The sequence below is a fragment of the Pseudomonas sp. NPDC089752 genome (assembly GCF_044748725.1).
GTDB lineage: Bacteria > Pseudomonadota > Gammaproteobacteria > Pseudomonadales > Pseudomonadaceae > Aquipseudomonas.
In genome coordinates this window covers 233,257-255,761 of record NZ_JBIVGP010000007.1, presented here as the reverse complement: position 1 = coordinate 255,761, position 22,505 = coordinate 233,257, and the positions used below count along the sequence as shown (strand labels likewise).

22 protein-coding genes and 1 tRNA gene are annotated in these 22,505 nt (G+C 62.5%); 16 read left to right on the top strand and 7 right to left on the bottom strand.

Going from position 1 to position 22,505, the window contains the following annotated elements:
• Positions 1-145 precede the first annotated feature (145 nt).
• From ACIPZF_RS14315 to ACIPZF_RS14295, 5 genes are all read left to right on the top strand, one after another.
• A complete protein-coding gene (locus ACIPZF_RS14315; protein WP_400800305.1) occupies positions 146-1,435 on the top strand; it encodes an OprD family porin in 1,290 nt (429 codons plus the stop codon).
• A 32-nt stretch (positions 1,436-1,467) separates the two neighbouring features.
• Positions 1,468-2,448 (top strand): Bug family tripartite tricarboxylate transporter substrate binding protein, encoded by a 981-nt coding sequence (locus tag ACIPZF_RS14310; protein WP_400800302.1) that lies wholly within the window; start codon positions 1,468-1,470, stop codon positions 2,446-2,448.
• Positions 2,449-2,600: 152 nt separating this feature from the next.
• Positions 2,601-3,059 (top strand): tripartite tricarboxylate transporter TctB family protein, encoded by a 459-nt coding sequence (locus ACIPZF_RS14305; protein ID WP_400800300.1) that lies wholly within the window; start codon positions 2,601-2,603, stop codon positions 3,057-3,059.
• A gap of 3 nt (positions 3,060-3,062) precedes the next feature.
• Positions 3,063-4,577: a tripartite tricarboxylate transporter permease gene (locus ACIPZF_RS14300; protein ID WP_400800297.1), complete on the top strand. Its 1,515-nt coding sequence runs from the start codon at positions 3,063-3,065 to the stop codon at positions 4,575-4,577.
• Positions 4,570-5,601 (top strand): AbrB family transcriptional regulator, encoded by a 1,032-nt coding sequence (locus ACIPZF_RS14295; RefSeq protein WP_400800295.1) that lies wholly within the window; start codon positions 4,570-4,572, stop codon positions 5,599-5,601. The genes ACIPZF_RS14300 and ACIPZF_RS14295 overlap by 8 nt, the downstream gene beginning before the upstream one ends.
• Before the next feature lie 93 nt (positions 5,602-5,694).
• Here ACIPZF_RS14295 and ung read toward each other — a convergent pair whose 3' ends face one another.
• Positions 5,695-6,387 (bottom strand): uracil-DNA glycosylase, encoded by a 693-nt coding sequence (gene ung / locus ACIPZF_RS14290; RefSeq protein WP_400800292.1) that lies wholly within the window; start codon positions 6,385-6,387, stop codon positions 5,695-5,697.
• A gap of 126 nt (positions 6,388-6,513) precedes the next feature.
• Between ung and ACIPZF_RS14285 the strand changes: the two genes are divergently transcribed.
• The gene (locus ACIPZF_RS14285; protein ID WP_400800290.1) at positions 6,514-7,620 is read left to right on the top strand and encodes an enoyl-CoA hydratase/isomerase family protein; all 1,107 of its coding nucleotides are present in this window, start codon (positions 6,514-6,516) and stop codon (positions 7,618-7,620) included.
• Between the two features lie 131 nt (positions 7,621-7,751).
• Here ACIPZF_RS14285 and ACIPZF_RS14280 read toward each other — a convergent pair whose 3' ends face one another.
• Positions 7,752-8,192 (bottom strand): hypothetical protein, encoded by a 441-nt coding sequence (locus tag ACIPZF_RS14280; RefSeq protein ID WP_400800288.1) that lies wholly within the window; start codon positions 8,190-8,192, stop codon positions 7,752-7,754.
• Between the two features lie 211 nt (positions 8,193-8,403).
• Here ACIPZF_RS14280 and ACIPZF_RS14275 point away from each other — a divergent pair, with 211 nt between their 5' ends.
• The 8 genes from ACIPZF_RS14275 (at position 8,404) to nadS (ending at position 14,896) form a co-directional block, all read left to right on the top strand.
• Positions 8,404-9,894 (top strand): diguanylate cyclase, encoded by a 1,491-nt coding sequence (locus tag ACIPZF_RS14275; protein WP_400800285.1) that lies wholly within the window; start codon positions 8,404-8,406, stop codon positions 9,892-9,894.
• A complete protein-coding gene (locus ACIPZF_RS14270) occupies positions 9,887-10,111 on the top strand; it encodes a cysteine-rich CWC family protein (RefSeq protein ID WP_400800282.1) in 225 nt (74 codons plus the stop codon). The genes ACIPZF_RS14275 and ACIPZF_RS14270 overlap by 8 nt, the downstream gene beginning before the upstream one ends.
• Before the next feature lie 36 nt (positions 10,112-10,147).
• The gene (locus ACIPZF_RS14265; protein WP_400800280.1) at positions 10,148-10,840 is read left to right on the top strand and encodes a pseudouridine synthase; all 693 of its coding nucleotides are present in this window, start codon (positions 10,148-10,150) and stop codon (positions 10,838-10,840) included.
• Between the two features lie 346 nt (positions 10,841-11,186).
• Complete coding sequence (locus tag ACIPZF_RS14260) at positions 11,187-12,077, top strand: alpha/beta fold hydrolase (protein ID WP_400800277.1); 891 nt, start codon at positions 11,187-11,189, stop codon at positions 12,075-12,077.
• Between the two features lie 121 nt (positions 12,078-12,198).
• Positions 12,199-12,272, top strand: a tRNA-Gly gene (locus tag ACIPZF_RS14255).
• 168 nt (positions 12,273-12,440) lie between these two features.
• Positions 12,441-14,141, top strand: coding sequence for a SulP family inorganic anion transporter (locus tag ACIPZF_RS14250; RefSeq protein ID WP_400800274.1), 1,701 nt, complete (start codon positions 12,441-12,443; stop codon positions 14,139-14,141).
• Positions 14,142-14,291: 150 nt separating this feature from the next.
• The gene (locus tag ACIPZF_RS14245) at positions 14,292-14,612 is read left to right on the top strand and encodes a type II toxin-antitoxin system RelE/ParE family toxin (RefSeq protein WP_400800271.1); all 321 of its coding nucleotides are present in this window, start codon (positions 14,292-14,294) and stop codon (positions 14,610-14,612) included.
• A complete protein-coding gene (gene nadS, locus ACIPZF_RS14240) occupies positions 14,609-14,896 on the top strand; it encodes a NadS family protein (protein ID WP_400800268.1) in 288 nt (95 codons plus the stop codon). The genes ACIPZF_RS14245 and nadS overlap by 4 nt, the downstream gene beginning before the upstream one ends.
• A 16-nt stretch (positions 14,897-14,912) precedes the next feature.
• On the opposite strand, the gene ACIPZF_RS14235 is transcribed toward nadS, so the two are convergent.
• The gene (locus ACIPZF_RS14235; protein ID WP_400800266.1) at positions 14,913-15,998 is read right to left on the bottom strand and encodes a glycerophosphodiester phosphodiesterase; all 1,086 of its coding nucleotides are present in this window, start codon (positions 15,996-15,998) and stop codon (positions 14,913-14,915) included.
• 96 nt (positions 15,999-16,094) lie between these two features.
• On the opposite strand from ACIPZF_RS14235, the gene ACIPZF_RS14230 reads away from it, so the two are divergent.
• Positions 16,095-17,105: a DUF4917 family protein gene (locus tag ACIPZF_RS14230; RefSeq protein ID WP_400800264.1), complete on the top strand. Its 1,011-nt coding sequence runs from the start codon at positions 16,095-16,097 to the stop codon at positions 17,103-17,105.
• A 21-nt stretch (positions 17,106-17,126) separates the two neighbouring features.
• On the opposite strand, the gene ACIPZF_RS14225 is transcribed toward ACIPZF_RS14230, so the two are convergent.
• From ACIPZF_RS14225 to ACIPZF_RS14210, 4 genes are all read right to left on the bottom strand, one after another.
• Complete coding sequence (locus ACIPZF_RS14225) at positions 17,127-17,636, bottom strand: helix-turn-helix transcriptional regulator (protein ID WP_400800261.1); 510 nt, start codon at positions 17,634-17,636, stop codon at positions 17,127-17,129.
• A gap of 2 nt (positions 17,637-17,638) precedes the next feature.
• On the bottom strand, positions 17,639-17,917 hold the full coding sequence (locus ACIPZF_RS14220) for a hypothetical protein (RefSeq protein ID WP_400800258.1): 279 nt from the start codon (positions 17,915-17,917) through the stop codon (positions 17,639-17,641).
• Between the two features lie 161 nt (positions 17,918-18,078).
• Complete coding sequence (locus tag ACIPZF_RS14215) at positions 18,079-19,299, bottom strand: class I SAM-dependent methyltransferase (RefSeq protein ID WP_400800255.1); 1,221 nt, start codon at positions 19,297-19,299, stop codon at positions 18,079-18,081.
• Between the two features lie 98 nt (positions 19,300-19,397).
• Positions 19,398-20,015: a TPM domain-containing protein gene (locus tag ACIPZF_RS14210; RefSeq protein ID WP_400800252.1), complete on the bottom strand. Its 618-nt coding sequence runs from the start codon at positions 20,013-20,015 to the stop codon at positions 19,398-19,400.
• A 186-nt stretch (positions 20,016-20,201) separates the two neighbouring features.
• On the opposite strand from ACIPZF_RS14210, the gene bglX reads away from it, so the two are divergent.
• A complete protein-coding gene (gene bglX, locus ACIPZF_RS14205; RefSeq protein WP_400800249.1) occupies positions 20,202-22,496 on the top strand; it encodes a beta-glucosidase BglX in 2,295 nt (764 codons plus the stop codon).
• Positions 22,497-22,505: the final 9 nt, after the last annotated feature.

The following is a 22,505-nucleotide window of genomic DNA, read 5'->3' as shown; positions in this document are numbered from 1 at the left end:
TGCTGTGAAGCCCTCGTAACAAACCTTTCAAGCTGAAAGGTTAGCGAAAGGTTCGTCTCCTAGCATCGCACCACGGTCGCCCCGTGCGCCGAAAAAAGCACCAGCAAGGTGCAACGAATAAGAACAATAAATGGAGCCATCCTTGATGCTGTCATCGCAGCCGCAGGCGTTCGCGCCTACCCCTTCCCTGTCCGCACGCCCATCCGCCATTGCCAGCGCATTCGCACTAGCCGGCGTCGCCCCGATGAGCCAGGCCGCCTTCTTCGAAGACAGCACGGCGACCTTCGAAACCCGCAATATGTACTTCAACCGCGACTTCCGCGACGGCACCAGCGCGCAGCAATCCAAGCGCGACGAATGGGCCCAGGGCTTCATGCTCAACTTCGAGTCCGGTTACACCGAGGGCACCGTGGGCTTTGGCCTGGACGCACTGGGCATGCTCGGCATCAAGCTCGACTCCAGCCCCGACCGCACCGACACCGGCCTGCTGCCGACCCACGATGACGGCAAGGCGGCCGACGAGTACTCCAAGCTCGGCCTGACCGGCAAAGTGAAAGTGTCGAAAACCGAACTGAAGGTCGGCACGCTGATCCCCGAACTGCCGACCCTGCAGCCCAACGATGGCCGCATCCTGCCGCAAACTTTCGAAGGCGGCCTGCTGACCTCGCAGGAAATCAAAGGCCTGACCTTCACCGGCGGGCGCCTGGACAAGGCCAAGGACCGCAACGACACCAACTGGGAAGACCTGGCCCTGAACAACAAGAATGGCCGCTTCGGTGGCACATTCAGCGCCGACAACCTCGACCTCGCCGGCCTGGACTACAAGTTCACCGACCGCATCACCGGCAGCTACCACTTCGCCCAGCTCGACGACATCTACCGCCAGCACTTCATCGGCCTGCTCGCCACCCAACCCTGGGGCCCAGGCACCTTCGGCGCCGACCTGCGCCTGGCGATCAGTGACGATGCCGGCGCGGCCAAGGCCGGGCGCATCGACAACACCACCTTCAACGGCATGCTCAGCTACACCCTCGGCGGGCACAAGGTCAGTGGTGCCTGGCAGCAACTGAGCGGCGACAGCGCCTTCCCCTACATCGATGGCGCCGACCCCTACCTGGTCAACTTCGTGCAGATCAACGACTTCGCCGGTGCCGACGAGCGCTCCTGGCAGGCGCGCTACGACTACAACTTCGCCGCCTTGGGGATTCCCGGCCTGACCTTCATGACCCGCTACATCAACGGCGACAACGTCAGCCGCGCCGCCGGTGGCGAGGGCAAGGAGTGGGAACGCGATACCGAGTTCAAGTACGTGGTACAAAGCGGCCCGTTGAAAAACGTCGCCGTGCGCCTGCGCAACGCCACCTTCCGCTCCAACTTCGCCCGCGATGCGGACGAGGTGCGGCTGCTGGTGAGTTACAGCGTCGCCCTGTGGTAACCCCATAACAACAATGCTCACGGAGATAGACGATGACCTTTTCACTGCGCCGCCTCGCCCTGGCCACCGGTTGCCTGCTGCTGGCCGGCAATGCCCTCGCTGCTGAACCCAAACGCCCTGAATGCATCGCCCCGGCCTCGCCCGGCGGCGGTTTCGACTTGACCTGCAAGCTGGTGCAGAGCGCCCTGGTGCAGGAGAAGATCCTCAGCAAACCAATGCGTGTCACCTATATGCCTGGCGGTGTCGGCGCGGTGGCCTACAACGCCGTGGTCGCCCAGCGCCCGGGCGATGCCGGCACGCTGGTGGCGTGGTCCAGCGGCTCGTTGCTGAACCTGGCCCAGGGCAAGTTCGGCCGCTTCGATGAAAACGCCGTGAAATGGCTGGCAGCGGTTGGCACCAGCTACGGCGCCATCGCCGTGAAAAGCGACTCGCCCTACAAGACCCTCGATGACCTGGTCGCGGCGCTGAAAAAAGACCCGAGCAAGGTGGTGATCGGTTCCGGCGGCACCGTCGGCAGCCAGGACTGGATGCAGACCGCGCTGATCGCCAAGGCGGCCGGCATCAACCCACGCGACTTGCGCTACGTGGCCCTGGAAGGCGGCGGCGAAATCGCCACCGCGTTGCTGGGTGGCCACATTCAGGTCGGCTCCACTGACATTTCCGACTCCATGCCGCACATCCAGAGCGGCAACATGCGCATCCTCGCGGTGTTCTCGGAAAATCGCCTGGACGAGCCTGAGATGAAAAACATCCCCACCGCCAAGGAGCAGGGCTACGACATCGTCTGGCCGGTGGTGCGCGGCTTCTACCTTGGGCCGAAGGTGAGCGATGAGGACTACGCGTGGTGGAAAGAGTCCTTCGACAAGATGCTCGCGTCCGAAGATTTCGCACAGCTACGCGACCAGCGCGAGCTGTTCCCGTTCGCCATGACCGGTGACGAGCTGGATGGCTACGTGAAGAAACAGGTGGCGGACTACAAGGCGTTGGCCAAGGAATTTGGGCTGATTCAGTAAATCGAGCCGCCATTCGCCACCCCATGTGGGAGCGGGCTTGTCCCGCGAATGAGGCACCACGCCGCATGGCACCGGCGTTGCCGGTGTTCGCGGGGCAAGTCGGATCGCCGCACCGCCGCTCCCATAGGTCCGCACCCTAAGAGGATTTCCTAATGATCCTGCAACGCCTATTCGCCCTGGTCCTGCTGGCGGTATGCGCCGCCCTGGCCGTGATGGCCTGGCCTTACCAGGCTGCATTTTCCTACGAACCGGTCGGGCCTCGTGCCTTCCCGCTGCTGATGCTCGGCCTGATGGGCCTGGGCCTGCTCTACCTTGCGATCCGCCCTACGCCCATCGTGCACAAAGACGACGAGCCGGCGCTGGACCGCGAAACCCTGACCAAGATCGCCGCCTGCGTCGGCCTGCTCATCGTCTTCGCCAGCACCTTCGAAGTCCTGGGCTTCATCCTCAGCGCCAGCCTGGTCGGCCTGCCCATGGCCCGGCTGTATGGCGGCCGCTGGCTGCACAGCGCCATCGTGGTGGTGGGCATGAGCCTGTTCCTCTACTGGCTGTTCGACCGCGTGATGGACGTCCCCCTGCCCCTTGGCCTGCTGAGCGTACTGGAGAACTGACACATGGATACCTTGAGCTACCTGGGCCAGGGCTTCGGCGTCGCCCTGAGCCCGTACAACCTGGTCACCGCCCTTTGCGGCACGCTGATCGGCACCGTGGTCGGCCTGCTGCCGGGCCTGGGCCCGATCAATGGCGTGGCGCTGCTGATTCCGATTGCATTTGCCCTCGGCCTGCCACCGGAGTCGGCGCTGATCCTGCTGGCGGCGGTATACCTGGGCTGTGAGTACGGCGGGCGGATCAGCTCGATCCTGCTGAACATCCCTGGCGAAGCCTCGACCGTGATGACCACCCTCGACGGCTACCCGATGGCCCGCAAAGGCCTGGCTGGCGTAGCCCTGTCGCTGTCGGCGTGGAGCTCGTTCATCGGCGCCTTGATCGCCACCTGCGGCATGGTGCTGTTCGCGCCGTTGCTGGCGAAATGGGCGATTGCCTTCGGCCCGGCGGAATACTTCGTACTGATGGTGTTCGCCATCGTCGCGCTGGGCGGCATGGCCGGCGACAAACCGTTGAAAACCTTTATCGCGGCACTGATCGGTTTGTTCCTGTCGGCAGTCGGCATCGACGCCAACAGTGGCGTCTATCGCTTCACCGGTGACAGCGTGCACCTGGCCGACGGCATTCAGTTCGTGGTGCTGGTGCTGGGCCTGTTCTCGATCAGCGAGATTCTCCTGCTGCTGGAAAAGACCCACCACGGCCACCAGGCGGTCAAGGCCACCGGGCGCATGCTGTTCAACTTCAAGGAAGCGGCCTCGGTGTTCGTGGTCAACATCCGTTGCGGCCTGCTCGGCTTCATCATGGGCGTGCTGCCGGGTGCCGGCGCGACCCTGGCCAGTGCAGTGGCCTACATGACCGAGAAGCGCATCGCTGGCGAAAGCGGCACCTTCGGCAAGGGTGATGCCCGCGGCCTGGCTGCTCCGGAAACCGCTATCGGTGCGTCCTGCTGTGGCGCCCTGGTACCGATGCTGACCCTGGGTGTTCCAGGTTCCGGCACCACTGCGGTGATGATCGGCGCACTGACCTTGTACAACATCACCCCGGGCCCGCTGCTCTTCGAACAGCAACCAGACATCGTCTGGGGCCTGATCGCCTCGCTGTTCATCGCCAACATCATGCTGGTCATCCTCAACATCCCGATGATCCGCATCTTCACCCGCATCCTCGCCGTGCCAAACTGGGCGCTGGTGCCGGTGATCGCGATCATCACCGCGATCGGCGTGTATGCCGTGCATGCCACCACCTTCGACCTGTTCCTGATGGTCGGCATCGGCATCATGGGCTACATCCTGCGCAAGCTGGACTTCCCGCTGTCACCGATTCTGCTCGGCTTCATCCTCGGTGGCCTGATGGAACAGAACCTGCGCCGTGCGCTGTCGATCTCCAACGGCGAGCTGGGCATTCTCTGGTCCAGCCCGATCAGCATGGGCGTGTGGGCCCTGGTGGTGTGCATGCTGTGCCTGCCGCTGCTGCGGATCTGGCGCAAGCGCAACCTGCAGCGCCGGGCCATGGCCGATGCCTGATCGGTCACTGCCGCTGTTCTGGGCAACCGGGCTGGTCGGCCTGGCGGGCGGGTATCTCGCCAGCCAGATCGGCTGGCCTTTGCCATGGATGGTCGGCTCGTTGCTGGCGATCATCCTGGTGCGCTGCCTGACGCCCTGGCAGCTTTCGGAAATCCCCAACGGCCGCAAGTGCGGCCAGTGCATCATTGGCCTGGGTATCGGCCTGCACTTCACCCCGGCGGTGATCGAGCAGGTGGCCAGCCATTTCCTGCTGATCTTCTTTGCCGCGCTGTTCACTACTGTTTCCAGCGTGGTCGGGGTGTGGCTGTTGCGTCGCACTGGCGAGGACCGTGCCACGGCATTTTTTGCCAGCATGCCTGGCGGCTCGGGGGAGATGGTCAACCTCGGCGCGCGCAACGGCGCGGTGCTCAGCCAGGTGGCGGCGGCCCAGAGCCTGCGCGTGCTAGCCGTGGTGCTGTGTGTCCCCGCGCTGTTCAAGTTCCTGATCGGTGACGGTGTGCCGCTCAACCATGCTGGCAGTGTGAGTTGGGGCTGGCTGGCGCTGATCGCACCGCTGGGGGTGGCGGTTGGCTTCATCTGGCAGCGGTTGCGCCAGCCTAACCCTTGGCTGTTCGGGCCCTTGCTGGTGGCGGCGGCGGTGAGCCTGGCGGGCAATCTGCAGATCGCCTTGCCCAACGGCGCCAGCCAGATTGGCCAGTGGCTGATCGGCAGCGGCCTGGCTTGCCATTTCAATCGTGCGTTCTTCCGCCGCGCCCCCTCATTTTTGGGACGTACGCTGCTGGCCACGGCGCTGTGCATGCTGATTGCCGGCAGTGCGGCGTGGGCGTTGAGCGTGATGACTGCGCTGGACCTGCGCTCGCTGACGCTGGGGATGATGCCTGGGGGGATTGCCGAGATGAGCCTGACGGCGGAGACCTTGCAGCTGTCAGTGCCGTTGGTGACGGCGCTGCAGGTGATGAGGCTGTTGTTCGTGCTGTTTCTGGCGGAGCCGCTGTTCAGGGTATGGAACGCGAAATCGCAGTGATTGTGCTGGCTTTTTCGCGGCTGAAGCCGCTCCCACTGGGACCGGGGGATCTCTGTGGGAGCGGTTTTAACCGCGAAGAAAGCGACGCAAATCTCAAAGAGGCGGCAATGCCCAGTTGATCGGCGCCAGCCCACGCTGCTCAAGGAAACCATTGGCCCGGCTGAAATGCCCGCAGCCGAGGAACCCACGGTAGGCCGACAACGGCGACGGGTGCACCGACTTCAGCACCAGGTGCTTGGTGCCATCGATCAGTTTCTGCTTGCTCTGGGCATGCGCGCCCCACAGCAGGAACACCACGTTCGGGCACTGCTCGCTGACCACCTGGATGATCCGATCAGTGAAGAACTCCCAGCCTTTCTTGGCATGCGAAGCGGCATTGGCGCGTTCGACGGTCATGGTCGTGTTGAGCAGCAGCACGCCTTGCTCGGCCCAGCTCTGCAGGTAACCATGGCTGGCAATCGGGATGTTCAGGTCGCGCTGCATTTCCTTGTAGATGTTCACCAGCGACGGCGGCGTCGGCACACCCGGCTGCACAGAGAAGCACAGACCGTGGGCCTGGCCCGGGCCGTGGTACGGATCCTGGCCGAGAATCACCACTTTCACCTGCGGCAGTGGCGTGGAGTTGAGCGCATTGAAAATCAGCGGCCCCGGCGGGTAGATCTCCTTGCCGGCGGCATGCTCCTGGCGCAGGAACTCACGCAGCTGGTGCATGTAGGGCTGGTCGAACTCGGCACGCAGGGCGTCTTTCCAGCTGGGTTCGAGTTTGATGCGATCGTCGTCAGTCATGGGGCCATCCGTAAACAATGGCGCGACACTAGGTAAGCCACTCTCCCTTGTCAATCGGTCCGACCGACGACCGGCGTGTTTGGCCAGGCAGGCCATACTAGGATGATGACTTGAGCGAGGTAGTCCATGGCCATTCACTGCGAGGTACTCACCGGCGCCGATGGCGCCCGCATCGGCATTGCCACCCTGGATGCGCCCAAGGCGCTCAATGCCCTGAACCTGCCGATGATCGAGGTGCTCGGCGAACAACTGCACGCATGGGCCCAGGATCCAGGCGTGGTCTGCGTACTACTGCGCGGCAACGGCGCCAAGGCATTCTGCGCCGGGGGCGACGTCAGGGCGCTGGCACAAGCCTGCCGGGACCACCCCGGCAGCGTACCGCCACTGGCGGCGACGTTCTTTGCCGCCGAGTATCGCCTCGACTACCTCATTCATACCTACCCCAAGCCCCTGCTGTGCTGGGGCCATGGCCATGTGCTGGGTGGCGGCATGGGGCTGCTGCAGGGCGCCGGGGTGCGCATCGTCACGCCCAGCAGCCGGCTGGCGATGCCGGAAATCAGCATCGGCCTTTACCCCGATGTCGGCGCCAGTTGGTTCCTCGCCCGCCTTCCCGGAAAGTTGGGGTTGTTCCTGGGACTGACCGGAGCCCCCATCAATGCCCGCGACGCCCTCGATCTTGGCTTGGCTGACCGATTTTTCGGCGAGCACCAGCAAGAGGGCCTGCTGGACGAGCTGTTGCAGATGAACTGGCAGGAACAGACCGACCTGCAACTCAACAGCCTGCTCAAGGCAGAACAGCATCGGGCCTTCGCCGAGTTGCCCGAGGCTCAGTGGCTACCGCGGCGCCAGGCGATCGACGCACTGCTCGATGTCGCCGACCCCGCAGCTGCATGGCGGGCACTTGAGGGCTTGAAACACCATGCCGATCCTCTATTGGCCGAAGCAGGCCAGCGCTTGCACGAGGGCTGCCCGCTGACGGCGCACCTGGTGTGGGAGCAGATCCGCCGGGCGCGGCATTTGTCCTTGGCCCAGGTATTCCAGATGGAATACAGCATGAGCCTCAACTGCTGCCGTCATCCGGAATTCAGCGAAGGCGTGCGCGCGCGCTTGCTGGACAAGGACAACCAGCCGCGCTGGCATTGGCCGGATGTGGCGCAGGTGCCGGCAGCGGTGGTCGAGGCGCATTTCGTGAAGGTGTGGGAGGGGCGGCACCCCTTGGCTGATCTGGCTTGATGGGGCTGCGCTGCAGCCCATTCGCGGGACAAGCCCGCTCCCACAGGAATTGCGCAAAGTCCAAGACCTGCGCAGTACCTGTGGGAGCGGGCTTGTCCCGCGAAAGGGCCGCAAAGCGGCCCTGTCACCCATCACCGTTGCCAGTTGCGATCGCCGCCACGGCCGCCATCCGGTCGGCGGTCACGGTCGCCACGGCCATTGGAATGCCAGCGGTCGTTCTGATACCGGCGGCTGTCATTGCGGTAATCATGTCGATCGCGATCTCGCCCATAGTCATAGCGCTGGCGATTGCCGTAGTCGTAGCGCGGGTTGCCATGCCACTGCTTCATGCCCGGTTGCGGATGTGGCCGGTATTGCGGTACCGGCGCAGGGCGGTAGTAACGTGGAGCAGGCTGGTAGTAATAGCGCGGTTGCGGCGCCACATAGTACCGGTCATAGCGATAGTAGCCGGGCGCGACGTAGCGATCGGTGGTGTAGTAATCCGAACGGTAGTAACTGCCACCTCCGTGATATGGAACGCAGGCGGTCGTCATCAGACCCAACAGGGCGATCAACAGGATTCGATAGGACATGGCGGCCTCCTGGACCGCTGGGGTGCCCGAACAGCGGCGCTGACGGGCGTCGACGGCAACGCGTTGGTCGACACTGAATAAGACATTGCCGCCAATGTGCAGTGCCATTTCAGCAACAAATTGAAACAGCTCGGATACCCGCAAAAAACCTGCAGTCTTTTTTCGGTCATGTCACTAGAATGAGCGCCTCGGCACACATCACGGGACGATCATGCCTACACGCTCCGCATTGTTTTCGCAGCGCTCGTTGATCCTCGCCCTGCTGGTGCTGCTGGCCTGCGGCTTCCTCGCCACCTCGCTGCTCAGCTACTTCGCCTCACGCAGCGCAATCCGCGATGGCATCATCAATACCGAGCTGCCGCTGACGTCCGACACGGTCTATTCGGAAATTCAGAAAGACCTCATCCGCCCCGTGCTGATCGCCTCGATGATGGCCCAGGACACCTTCCTGCGCGACTGGGTGCTGGCCGGCGAACAGGATACCCAGCGCATCACCCGCTTTCTCGGTGAAGTGATGGGCAAACAGGATACCTTCACGTCTTTTTTCGTCTCCGACCGCAGCCTCACGTATTACCAGGCCAAGGGCGTGCTCAAGCATGTCGAGCCAGGGGCCTGGCGTGATGCCTGGTATTTCCGCCTGCGCGAACGCAAGGTGCCTTACGAGATCAACGTCGACCTGGATATGGCCAACCAGGACAGCCTCACCGTGTTCATCAACCATCAGGTGCTGGACTACCAGCAGCGTTTCATCGGCGCTACCGGGGTAGGCCTGAGCGTGGACGCGGTGGTCAAGCTGATCGACACCTACCAGCGCCGTTACCAGCGCTCGGTATTCTTCACCGATGCCACGGGCAAGGTCCTGCTCACTGGCTCCGATGGCGGCCCTCATGGTTTACGAGTGGGTAAACCGCTGCAGGACAATCCCGAACTGGACGCGTTGCTGGTGCAGCAACCGGTGCCCAGCGAGGGTAGCCACGAATACAAGGACAGCAAAGGCCACAGCCATTTTCTCAACGTACGGCACTTGCCAGAGCTGGACTGGTACCTGCTGGTGGACAAGCGTGAGAATGGCGCTCTGGACCGCGTGCGCCAATCGCTGTACCTGAACCTGGCGATCTGCGCGATGATCACTTTGGTGGTCCTGTCGCTGCTGCATGCCATGCTCAGGCGCCATCAAGCCAGTATCGAAGCGCTGGCCACGCTCGACACCCTCACCGGGCTGCCCAACCGGCGCAGCTTCGACCTGCTGGCCGTACAGGCCCTGCACGAAGCCCAGCGCGATTGCGCACCGTTGGTGGCCTTGTTGATCGACCTGGACCATTTCAAGGCGCTGAACGATACCCACGGCCACCTGGCCGGCGACGAAGTGCTGCGCCAGTTCGCCAACGTGCTGCAGAGCAGCCTGCGCCAGTCGGATATACTCTGCCGCTGGGGCGGTGAGGAGTTCATCGTGCTGCTGCGCGAAACCGAAGGCCGGCAAGCCATCGACGTGGCGGAAAAGATCCGTCGGCGTACCGAGCACCTGACCTTCAGCTACGACGACCAGCCGCTGCGCCTGACCACCAGCATCGGCCTCAGTGGTTTGCAGCCCGATGACACCCTGCACGCCCTGCTGACCCGCGCCGACCGCGCCCTCTATCGTGCCAAGCAGGCCGGCCGCAACCGCGTCTGCAGTGAAACACCCGGATTCGCGTATGAATGACAGCCAGCGCTGCCCCGCCTGCGGCGCCCTCAACCAGTGCACCTTGGCCGACCCACGCACCGCCACCGAGGCCTGCTGGTGTTTTGCCGTGGCCATCGACCCAGCAGTGCTTCAGGCCTTGCCATCGGAACTGCGCGACCAGTCCTGCCTGTGCCCGCGCTGTGCAGCAGGTTTGCCTGCGAACACGCCAGCCCCGATCGACAGTGAAAAGCGCTAGACTGCGCGCCCTGTTCATTTACACCTTTTTGCCGCCATGCGCCTCGACCGCTTCCTCGCCAACCTGCCCCGCTACAACCGCCAGCAAGTGCGCCTGCTGCTGGTGCAGCGCCGCGTGCGCGTGGATGGCCAAGCGGTAAACGATCCGCTCACCGAGGTGCGTGAATTCAACCGTATCGAGGTGGATGATCAACTGCTGCAGGCCGGGCGTCCGGCGCGCTACCTGATGCTGCATAAGCCGACAGGCTGCGTCAGCGCCACCCATGACCCGCAGCACCGCACCGTGCTCGATCTGCTGCCTGCGGAACTGCGCGACGACCTGCATATCGCCGGGCGGCTCGACTACAACACCACCGGGCTGATGGTCCTGACCAACGATGGCCAATGGTCTCGGCGCCTGACCCAGCCCGCGACCAAGCTGCCCAAGCATTACTTGGTAGAGACCGAGGACGAGATCGGCGCGCATTACGTCGACCAGTTTCGCGCAGGCTTCTACTTCGCCTTCGAAGACCTGACCACCCTCCCCGCGCAATTGGACATTCTCGGCCCCCGCAGCGCCAGGCTGGCGATCGTCGAAGGGCGTTACCACCAGGTCAAGCGCATGTTCGGCCACTTCGACAACAAAGTAGTGGCCTTGCACCGGGAAAGCATGGGTTCGATCAGCCTCGACCCAGGCCTTGCGCCAGGTGAGTTCCGGGCGTTGACGGCTAAGGAAATAGCCGCGGTCTAGACCGCCTCGGCCCCTGCGCAGAGGTCATACGACCGCTCGGCGAGAAAAGTCACAATTTTGCTCGAGCGGCACTTGCGCGATCCCCAAACCCTGCTTGACTGCTAACTTGTCGGTCTGCACGTGACTCATGAGTCACAAACGCAAACCAACACACCTTTTTGCCGGCTACCCAAGGCCTAGAAGCCTTGGGGCACGGCGAATTGCCCGCCAAAAACAATACCGTCGACACGTGTGCCAAGGATCGACACAGGGCCCCCGGTAATTCCTTCAGGCAAATGCCTACCTGTCATAAACAACGTGCACCCTAGGTGACGCGATTACCCTTTTTGCGCCAGGAGTCGATGACATGAGGCCAGAAATCGCTGTACTTGATATCCAAGGTCAGTATCGGGTTTACACGGAGTTCCATCGCGCGGATGCGGCCGAGAAGACGATCATCCTGATCAATGGCTCGCTGGCCACCACGGCCTCGTTTGCCCAGACGGTGCGTAACCTGCACCCGCAGTTCAACGTCGTGCTGTACGACCAGCCGTACGCCGGCAAGTCCAAGCCGCACAACCGCCAGGAACGCCTGATCAGCAAGGAGGATGAGGCGCACATCCTGCTTGAGCTGATCGAGCACTTCCAGGCCGACCACGTGATGTCGTTCTCCTGGGGCGGTGCCTGCACCCTGCTGGCGCTGGCGCACCAGCCACGGTTGGTGAAAAAGGCCGTGGTCAGCTCGTTCTCGCCGGTGATCAACGAACCGATGCGCGACTACCTCGACCGTGGCTGCCAGTACCTGGCCGCCTGCGATCGCTACCAGGTCGGCAACCTGGTCAACGACACCATCGGCAAGCACCTGCCGTCGCTGTTCAAGCGCTTCAACTATCGGCACGTCAGCAGTCTCGACACCCACGAGTACGCGCAGATGCACTTCCACATCAACCAGGTGCTGCAGTATGACCTGGACCGGGCATTGAAAGGCGCGCGCAACATCGACATCCCGGTGCTGTTCATCAACGGCGACCGCGACGAGTACACCACCGCCGAGGACGCCCGGCAGTTCGGCAACCATGTCGGCAAGAGCCACTTCACCGTGATCCGAGATGCCGGCCACTTCCTCGACATGGAGAACAAAGCGGCTTGCGAGGATACTCGCAGCGCCCTGCTCGGCTTCCTCAAGCCGACCGTGCGTGAACCTCGGGCACGCACCCCGTTCAACAACTCGCAAGTGCAGCACGCATGGGCTATCTGAGCGCATCGGCGTCCTGTAGCCATGACCCGCAGGCTATGGGCGCCGACAGTTTTTTTTAGGCCTTGTTTATAACTGGGGCTTCTAATTCAGAAAGGGTTCTGGTAAAAAGTCGATCGCAGACGCGGGTATAGTTTAATGGTAGAACAGTAGCTTCCCAAGCTTCCGACGAGGGTTCGATTCCCTCTACCCGCTCCACACCGCATTCCCGCATGGCGTTCCAACAACGTCATCGCTGTCAAAAGGAGCTTTGGCTCCTTTTTTCGTTTCTGCCTCTCCTGAAAATGCCTCGAATCCACTTGCAAGCGAAACGCCTTGTGGCGCATATGTTCTATGGATTCGCGAAACATTTCGAAAGGACTGCGCATGTTTCTCTCCCGCTGGCTACCGGGCCTTGCCAACCTGCTGCACTACCGCCGCGAGTGGTTCCACGCCGACCTGCAGGCTGGCCTGTCGGTGGCCGCCATCCAGATCCCCATCGCCATCGCCTACGCGCAGATCGTCGGCTTGCCGCCCCAATACGGCCTGTATGCCTGCGTGCTGCCGATGATGGTCTACGCCCTGATCGGCAGTTCACGCCAGTTGATGGTCGGCCCGGACGCCGCCACCTGCGCGATGATCGCCGGTGCAGTGGCGCCGCTGGCCATGGGCGATCCGCAGCGTATCGCCGAGCTGTCGGTAATCGTTACCGTGCTGGTCGGAGTAATGCTGATTGCCGCCGGGTTGGCGCGGGCCGGGTTCATCGCCAGCTTCTTCTCGCGGCCGATCCTGATCGGTTACCTCAATGGGATTGGCCTGAGCCTGATTGCCGGGCAGTTGTCCAAGGTGGTGGGCTTCAAGATCGAGGGTGACGGGTTCATCCTCAGCCTGATCAACTTCGTGCAGCGCCTGGGCGAAATCCACTGGCTGACACTTGCCATCGGCTTGGCCGGGCTGGCCCTGCTGATCTGGCTGCCAAGGCGCTATCCGCGCGTGCCGGCGGCACTGGTGACGGTGGCCGTGTTCACCCTGCTGGTCGGCCTGTTCGGCCTGGACCGCTTGGGCGTGGCCATCCTCGGCCCGGTGCCGGCCGGCATCCCGCAACTGGCCTGGCCACAAAGCAACCTGGCGGAAACCAAGAGCCTGCTGCGCGACGCCCTGGGTATCGCCACTGTCAGCTTCTGCAGCGCCATGCTCACTGCCCGCAGCTTTGCCGCGCGGCACGGCTATGCGATCAATGCCAACCATGAATTCGTCGCCCTTGGGGTCAGTAACCTGGCTGCCGGGATATCCCAGGGCTTTGCCATCAGCGGCGCCGATTCGCGTACTGCGGTCAACGACATGGTCGGCGGCAAGAGCCAGCTGGTCGGCATCATCGCCGCACTGGTGATCGCCCTGATCCTGCTGTTCTTCACCGGGCCGATGGCCTGGATCCCCCAGGCCGCACTGGGTGCCGTACTGCTGATGGCCGGTTGGGGGCTGATCGACATCAAGTCGCTGGGGCGAATCCGCCGCCTCAGCCGTTTCGAATTCTGGCTGTGCCTGCTGACCACGGTCGGCGTGCTGGGCTTGGGCGTTCTGCCGGGGATCGTGTTTGCCGTGACCCTGGCGATCCTGCGTTTGCTCTACAGCATCTACCAACCCACCGACGCGGTGCTGGGCTGGCTGCCGGGAACCGAAGGCCAGGTCGACATCCGCAAGCACCCGGAAGCCCGCACCGTGCCGGGCCTGGTGGTATACCGCTTCGACGATGCGATCCTGTTCTTCAACGCCGACTACTTCAAGATGCGCCTGCTCGAAGCCGTGCAGAGCCAGGCCCAGCCCCGCGCCGTGCTGTTCGATGCGGAAGCGGTGAGCAGCATCGATGTCAGTGGCATTTCCGCCCTGCGCGAAGTGCGCGACACCCTCGCGGCACAAGGCATCTTCTTCGGCATCGCCCGCGCCCGCGGCACGTTCCTGCGCATGCTGGTGCGCTCGGGGATGGCTCGGGAGATGGAGGACAAACTGCTGTTTGGTTCGGTGCGGGCGGGGATACGGGCGTATCGGGTGTGGCGGAACAGGAGTCGCAAGGAGCAATTGGCCGGATAGGGAAACAGCCTACATTGGAGTAGGAAGGAGATGATCGGCTAGTCAATGCGGTGTCCGCTAGCCTGAAAAGCCCTGATTCAGATGATGGGGCTTCTTCTTTCGCCGTAGTGCTGGATAGCCAGCGACTACGCCAATGGCGTATACCCTGCTATGCTTTTCACCGAAACACCCATTTTCACCAAACGAGTCAAAGCACTCCTTGATGACGGCAGTTATCGGCTTTTGCAGATACGGTTGATGGCATCGCCCGATGCGGGCGACCTCATCGAAGGAACCGGAGGCTTACGCAAAATTCGCGTTGCCGCTGGAGGCCACGGGAAGAGTGGCGGAGCCCGGGTAATCTACTACCACTTCAACCACGCTTCGCAAATTGCGATGCTCTACATCTACCCCAAGAATGAACAACCCGACTTGACCGCCGAACAACGCAGAGCGCTGAAAAGCATCATCGAACACTGGAGGCACACATGAGCAAGTTTTTCGAAGAGCTGATGCAGAGTGTCCAGCAGATGGATGACATCGTTCAAGGCACGCTCGAGCCCTCGCGCGCATTCGAAATTGACGCCCTCCAAGTAAGGACCATCCGCAAGTCCACGGGTTTATCGCAATCACGTTTTGCCGAAATGATCGATGTTCAGGTCGCCACCTTGAGAAACTGGGAACAGGGACGCAGGGAGCCAACTGGACCGGCTAAAGCTTTGCTACGGGCCATACGCAACGATCCCGCTCATGTCCTCAAAGCGCTCGCCCATTAACGACTGCGTCAACTGCTCAATACCCCAATTTTGTCAGTAAGCCCGACTCACTTTCAGCCGGGCGATGATAAAAGCGCAGCAGTGCACCCGCTCGATTGGTAAAGATCCCATCAACCCCAGCCTTCATTGCTACATCGAAGTCCTCAGGCTCATCGAGCGTATAGACATGCACCAGCAACCCACGCTCATGGCTTGCCTGGTTCATCCATGGCTGGATCAGGTCGGCATAGCTCTGTTCGCCCAGCTTGCTGCGCTTGGCCGAAGGGCCGGTACCGATTGCCCCGCCCTGTTTGGCAATGTCCAGCCATCGCAGGAATTCCGCTTGATCCTTCGGTTGCTGACGCGCATAGAACGCGGCCTTGTCGCGCTCACCCGAGCCTGCGAAGTCCTGACCCGAGGCGGGCATGATGGCCTTGGTGCCCACCCACAGCAGGAGAATCTTCGGAATCTGCGGCATGACCTCGTGCAGCAAGGCGAGGCTGTTGCGATCGAACGTCTGCAGCACCACACGCCCTGGCTTGTCCAGCCAGCCACGTGCCTCAAGCCGCGCCTTGAGCTCCCGCTCAATGCCTGGAAACTGGTTGGGTACTTTGGTTTCGATGTAAAGGCCAGGCCGGCGCTCGGGATTGCCTTCGGCGATGTCGATGACTTCATCCAGCGTGAGGATGGACAGCTTGCTGAACGAGGCTCGGGCACGCTGCGGATAGGCCTCGTTGAACCAACTGCCGGCGTCCAGGGATTTCAGTTCGGCGAGGGTGAAGGCGCTGACCGGGCTGGTCTTGCGCTCGGGGAAACGCTCGGCGACATCACTGGTGCGGGACAGCTCATCGTCATGAACCACCACCAACACGCCATCGCGGGTGCGCTGCAGGTCGAGCTCCAGATAGTCGGCGCCCAACTCACGCGCCAGCAGGTACGCGGGAGCTGTCGACTCAGGAGCATCGTAGGAGGCGCCGCGATGGGCGATCACGGCGGGGTAAGGAATGCTCTGGGCGGCAGCGATACTTTTGCCCTCCGTTGCCGAGGCCGAAGACGCCGCCCCCAGGGCTGCCCAGGCGAGAATCCCGATCAGACTTTTGCGCACGCTGAATTCCTCTTTCATCCCACGAACCCTGTGATGGCTGAACCGCAACCCTCGCACATCTCGCATGACATGCTAAAGTCGCCGCCGTTTCCCGCTGCAGCGAATGGACCCATCATGCCCGCACTCGACGCCCACCTCTCCACCTGGCAAGAACTCGCTCAACGCCATCCGTGCGATGCCCTGCTACTGGGCAACGGCGCCAGCCGGGCACTGTGGAAGCCGTTCGGCTATTTTTCGTTGTTCGAGCAAGCGCAACGCGCCGGGCGCAAAAAGGGCCTGGCGATCAGCGACCAAGCCTTGTTCAAGTCGCTGGGCACGGAGCTGTTCGAGCCGGTACTGAGCACGCTCAACCATACGGTGCGCGCCAACGCCGCCCTGGCGATCAACTCCACCGCCCCGCTGAACCGCTATTACTCGATCAAGGAAGCGCTGATCCACGCCGTGCGCACCGTGCACCTCCCCTGGCCACTGATGCCGGCGGCCAGCCTGGCGTCGATCAACCAGGCCTTACGCAGTTATCGCAGCGTTTACACCAGCAATTACGACCTGATCCTGCCCTGGGCCGTGCAGCACGCCCCACAAGGCTTCGCCGCGCTGTTCGATGAACAGGGTTTCTTCGATGTGCGCCGCACGCAGGCTACTGGTACGCGCATGCTGCACCTGCATGGTGGCCTGCACCTGCTCAAGCTGCCGGACGGCGCCACCCGCCAGCGCAGTGCCGAAAGCGCTGAATTGCTCGACGGCTTTGCCGTGAACATTCCCGGTGAAGTGCCATTGTTCATCAACGAAGACCGCAGCGACGAGAAGCTGCGCGCGATCCGCAATTCGGATTACCTGGGCTGGTGCCTGGGACAATTGGCACAGGAAAGCCAGGGGCTGTGCCTGTTCGGGCAGCATCTGGACAGCAGCGACCAGCACCTGCTCGACGCCATTCGCCAAGCGCGGCCGGCGCATCTTTCGATTGCTATTCGGCCGTTGAACGAGGCTTCAGTGATCAATCAGAAGCAGCATTTCGTTGAGCGGTTTGGTGATCTGACAGAGACGGCGCTGCATTTCTTCGATGCGAGTACGCATCCGTTGGGGCTTGCGGAGTTGGCAATTGATGTGCCGACTGGACGCCGCTGAGGCTGCCCCAACGACACATCTTCAATGAGCCAAACCTACCGGTCGATTGAATACCCGCGCATGGGCGCTTGATACGTTGACGGTCATCGCAACCCGGGCCAGATCCAGCGTCTGCTGCCCGATGGCGTAACTTCCCCTCGCCTGAAGCCAGGCCAGCACATCGGCGAGATGCCAGAGCGACGTGCTGCCTTCATGCATGGGCGCTGGAAAGCTGTGCATATGCGCCAGCATCAATTTGCGCATGTTCTGGCGAGATACACCTACGATCTCTGCCACATCAGTAAGCCCGACGAGGTCTGGCGTGGCCTCGATCAGCCGCGCACCAGGGACCGCAGTACGAACATCCCTGAGCGCGCTCTCGATCGCCTCCTCGGCGCTCGGCGACTCCCGTACAAACTCCAGGGACAGGCGGCCAGGTTGACCGACCCCGACCAACGCATCCTCACATCCTGCTTCGGCCAAGCGCTCGAGAAGCGCATCCACATCTTCGTCTTCGATCAGTTGGTACTTGAGGGTGAACTCATATTCCATCGTCATTGCTCCTCACCCGCCTTCAATGCGGCGTCCGTAGGCCCCGTACCCGCGCAATTGTCCACTACGCGTCTTAGCTGACGGGCAAAATTGCCTGGATTCTTTGGGGTGCTCCAGATGCTGGTGATGCAATGTTCCCCGCATCGACAATCAGCATCGTTGAAGGGGCAATACAACTTCCCCCAACAGTGCCCACCACCCGCAACGACTCTCCATCCTTGGGACTCAGCGTGCCTCAAGGCCTGCTCGACCTCTTTCCTGGCGTGACTCGGGCGCGACATCACATCTTCTCCAGTGTGGGCTCATCATCTCTTGGTTGTCAAATGACAACTTGAATAGATCATGGCCACTACACTACAGATTGCTAGACGCTCAAGGGGGTGGAAAGAAGTGTTTGGGAAGCCTCCTACGCGCTTTCGAGAATTGAGCTCAACAGGCTTTGCTAACCGGCGATCAACCCATCACCGCGCAACAATGTCTCCAGGCAATGCTCCTGCACCCCATAAAACGCCTTGAGCTGCGCAATCTTCTCCAGCAACGCCCCCGCCTCCACCGGCTGTTTACGCTTCACCGCAAGAATCATCTTGTTCTTGTTGGTGTGCTCCAGCGAGATGAACTCGAACACCTTGGTCTCGTAACCACAGGCTTCCAGGTACAGCGCGCGCAAGCTGTCGGTCAGCATTTCAGCCTGCTGGCCCAGGTGCAGCCCGTACTGCAGCATCGGCTGCAACAGCCCAGGGCTGTGCAGCTGCGGGCGGATCTGCTTGTGGCAGCACGGCGAACACATGATGATCGCGGCATTGCAGCGGATGCCGGTATGGATCGCGTAATCAGTGGCGATGTCGCACGCGTGCAGGGCGATCATCACCTCGATGGCTTCGGGTACCACGCTGCGTACGTCGCCGCACTGGAACTCCAGCCCCGGGTGGTCCAGGCGCGACGCAGCAGCGTTGCACAGGTCGACCATGTCCTGGCGCAGCTCCACACCAGTCACCTGAGCCTCGCGCGCCAGCGTGTTGCGCAGGTAATCATGCATGGCGAAGGTCAGGTAGCCCTTGCCCGAGCCGAAGTCAGCCACCCGCAATGCCTGCTGCTCAGGCACCGGGGCATTGGCCAGGGCGTGCTCGAATACCTCGATGAACTTGTTGATCTGCTTCCATTTGCGCGACATGGAAGGGATCAGTGCGCCCTGCGCATCGGTCACACCCAGGTCGCGAAGGAATGGCCGCGACAACGCCAGGTAGCGCTTCTTCTCGCGGTCGTGGCCAGTGCTGGCAGCCACCTCGCGGGGCGGCTGGGCACCGTGGCGCTGGAGCATCGGCTTGCCCTTCTTGCTGAAGGTCAGCTGCAGCTCGCCCTCGCCATCGAACAGGTGGGCATTGCGAAAGCCGTCCGGCAGCAGTTCAGCGACCAGCGCCAGCGCCTGGTCCAGCGGCACGTTGCGGGTGATGTCGCGGGTCTGGTGGCGATACACCAGCGACAGGTTCGGCTGCCCTTTCACCTGCACCGGTTTGGCGATGATCCGCTGCAAGGTCTGATCGGCGCCGACAGGGCGCGCCAGCACCAGCTTGACCAAGGTGTTGCCGTGCAAGGCGGCGCTCAGCAGCTCGAGAAACTGGGCGCGCGCATCCGGCGCGGAAGTAGCGGGAATACTGGCGGACATGGAAAACAGGTGCCTCGGGTAGCGGGGAGCGCGTTGCGCAATGCCGCGCATTCTACGTCGATGCCTGCCCCAGGCGAAGGTTTTCGCGATGGGCGTGGCTAGTCGAGGATCACCAGGCGGTTGGGCAGCTCATTGCGCGCATGGGTCCGCGGTACGTGTTCGCTCAACCGATCACCGCAGGCCTCGATGCAGTCCACGAAGCCTTGCAACGTCCGGCCTTGCTGCACCTGCAGGGTAAAACGGGCAACGATGATCGCGCGGGCCTTTGCATCGAGATGGCGATCGATGCCTTGATCGACGAGAATTTCCACATGCCGCTCCGCTTCGGCGACAAAGATCAGCACCCCAGTGCCACTCGCCGTGTGCCGCAGGTTCTGTTCGCGAAACTGTTGCCGCGCCAGACGCGATGCCCGCCAGCGGCGCAGGGCAGCAGGGATCAGCCAGGTGGCCATGCGCGGTTGGCGCAGTACCATGCACAACCCAACGAACAGCAGCACGTTGGCCACCAGCAGGCCGCGTGCACCCGGCCAGCCCAGCAGCCACTGCAACAGCCCAGGAATGGCCAGCGCCAGCACGGCGGCGCAGAACAGCGGCAGGTAGGCATAGTCATCGGCGCGCCGGGCCAGCACGGTCACCAACTCGGCATCGGTACGCCGTTCCACGCGGGCGATGGCCTCGGCGATCTGGCGCTGCTCGTATTCGTTGAGGGGGGTCATGCCATCGGTCTCTGGATCGTTCTTATTGTTGTAGTCCCGGCATCGGGTGTTCCTCAGCGGCCTACATATTCAGGCATAATCCGCCGCTGGAACTAACGCCTGTGAATCGTACAACAATAGCCGCCTGAAAACTTCGGCCGCGCACGTATCACTGTGGATACGGCACAGGCCTCGACAATGGAATTCATGATGAAACTGTCTTTGCTGGGCCTGGCCATGATGGGCCTTGCCAGTCAGGCGGCCCTTGCCGCCCCCTCCGCCCCGCCCCTGCAAGACAAGCAGGCGTTCATCGAGCACCTGATCGGCCAGATGACAGAGGCCGAGAAAATCGGCCAACTGCGCCTGATCAGCATCGGCCCGGAGATGCCGCACGCGAAAATCCGCGAGGAAATCGCTGCCGGGCGCATCGGCGGTACGTTCAACTCGCGCACTGCGCCCGAGAACCGGCCGATGCAGGACGCCGCCATGCGCAGTCGCCTGAAGATCCCGATGTTCTTCGCCTACGACACCATTCATGGCGAACGCACCATCTTCCCGATCGGCCTGGGGCTGGCCGCCACCTGGGACATGGACGCCATCGCCAAGGTCGGCCGCACCTCGGCCATCGAGGCCTCTGCCGACGCCCTGGACATGACCTTCGCGCCCATGGTCGACATCGCCCGCGACCCTCGTTGGGGCCGCACCAGCGAAGGCTTCGGCGAAGACACCTACCTGACCTCGAAGATCGGCCAGGTGATGGTGCGCTCGTTCCAGGGCAGCAGCCCGGCCAACGCCGACAGCATCATGGCCATCGTCAAGCACTTCGCCCTGTATGGCGCGGTGGAAGGCGGGCGCGACTACAACACGGTCGATATGAGCCTGCCAAAGATGTACAACGACTACCTGCCGCCCTACCGCGCCGCGCTCGACGCCGGTGCCGGCGGGGTGATGGTCGCGCTGAACTCGATCAATGGCGTGCCGGCCACCTCCAACACCTGGCTGATGAACGACCTGCTGCGCAAGGAGTGGGGCTTCAAGGGCGTGACCATCAGCGACCACGGCGCCATCCAGGAGCTGATTCGCCATGGCGTCGCCCGCGACGGCCGTGAGGCGGCCAAGCTGGCGATCAAGGCCGGCATCGACATGAGCATGAACGACACCTTGTACGGTGAAGAGCTGCCAGGCCTGCTCAAAGACGGCGAAGTGACCCAGGCTGAGCTGGACCAGGCCGTGCGTGAAGTGCTCGGGGCCAAGTACGACATGGGCTTGTTCAAAGACCCTTATGTGCGCATCGGCAAGGCCGAAACCGACCTCAAGGATTACTACGGCGAGGACCGCCTGCACCGCGACGCCGCCCGCGATGTGGCGCGCCGCAGCCTGGTGCTGCTGGAAAACCGCCAGCAGACCCTGCCGTTGAAAAAAGCTGGCACCATCGCTCTGGTCGGCCCGTTGGCCGATGCGCCGATCGACATGATGGGCAGCTGGGCTGCCGACGGGCAGCCGATGCACTCGGTCACCGTGCGCGAAGGCTTGCGCCGCGCCGTGGACGGCAAGGCCAAGCTGGTCTATGCCAGGGGTTCGAACATTACTGGCGACAAGGCGATCTTCGAATACCTGAACTTCCTCAACTTCGCTGCTCCGGAAATCGTCGACGACCCGCGCCCGGCCGCCGTGCTGATCGATGAAGCGGTCAGGGCCGCCAAGCAATCTGACGTGGTGGTGGCCGTAGTCGGTGAGTCCCGCGGCATGTCGCACGAATCCTCAAGCCGTACCACCCTGGAAATTCCGGCGGTCCAGCGCGACCTGATCAAAGCGTTGAAAGCCACCGGCAAACCCCTGGTACTGGTGCTCATGAACGGCCGCCCGCTGTCGATCGCCTGGGAACGCGAGCAGGCTGACGCCATCCTGGAAACCTGGTTCGCTGGCACTGAAGGCGGTAACGCCATTGCCGACGTGTTGTTCGGCGACTACAACCCGTCGGGCAAGCTGGCCATCACCTTCCCGCGCTCGGTCGGGCAGATTCCGATGTTCTACAACCACACGCGCATCGGTCGGCCCTTCACCCCAGGTAAACCTGGCAACTACACCTCTCAGTATTTCGAAGAACCCAATGGCCCGTTGTATCCGTTCGGTTATGGCCTGAGCTACAGCAGTTTCGAACTGTCTGGGCTTAACCTGTCGGCCAGGGACCTCAAGCGCGGCGACTCGCTGGAAGCCAAAGTGACGGTGAAGAACACCGGCAAGCTTGACGGGGAAACCGTGGTGCAGCTTTACCTGCAGGATGTATCGGCGTCCATGAGCCGCCCGGTCAAGGAACTGAAGAACTTCCACAAGCTGATGCTCAAGGCCGGTGAGTCGCGAACCGTGACCTTCCGCATCAGTGAGGAAGATCTGAAGTTCTACAATGGCCAGCTGCAACGGGTGGCCGAGCCTGGTGAGTTCAATGTCCAGATTGGGTTGGATTCCGAAGCCATACAGCAACAGAGTTTCGAACTGCTGTAAGAAGTCGGT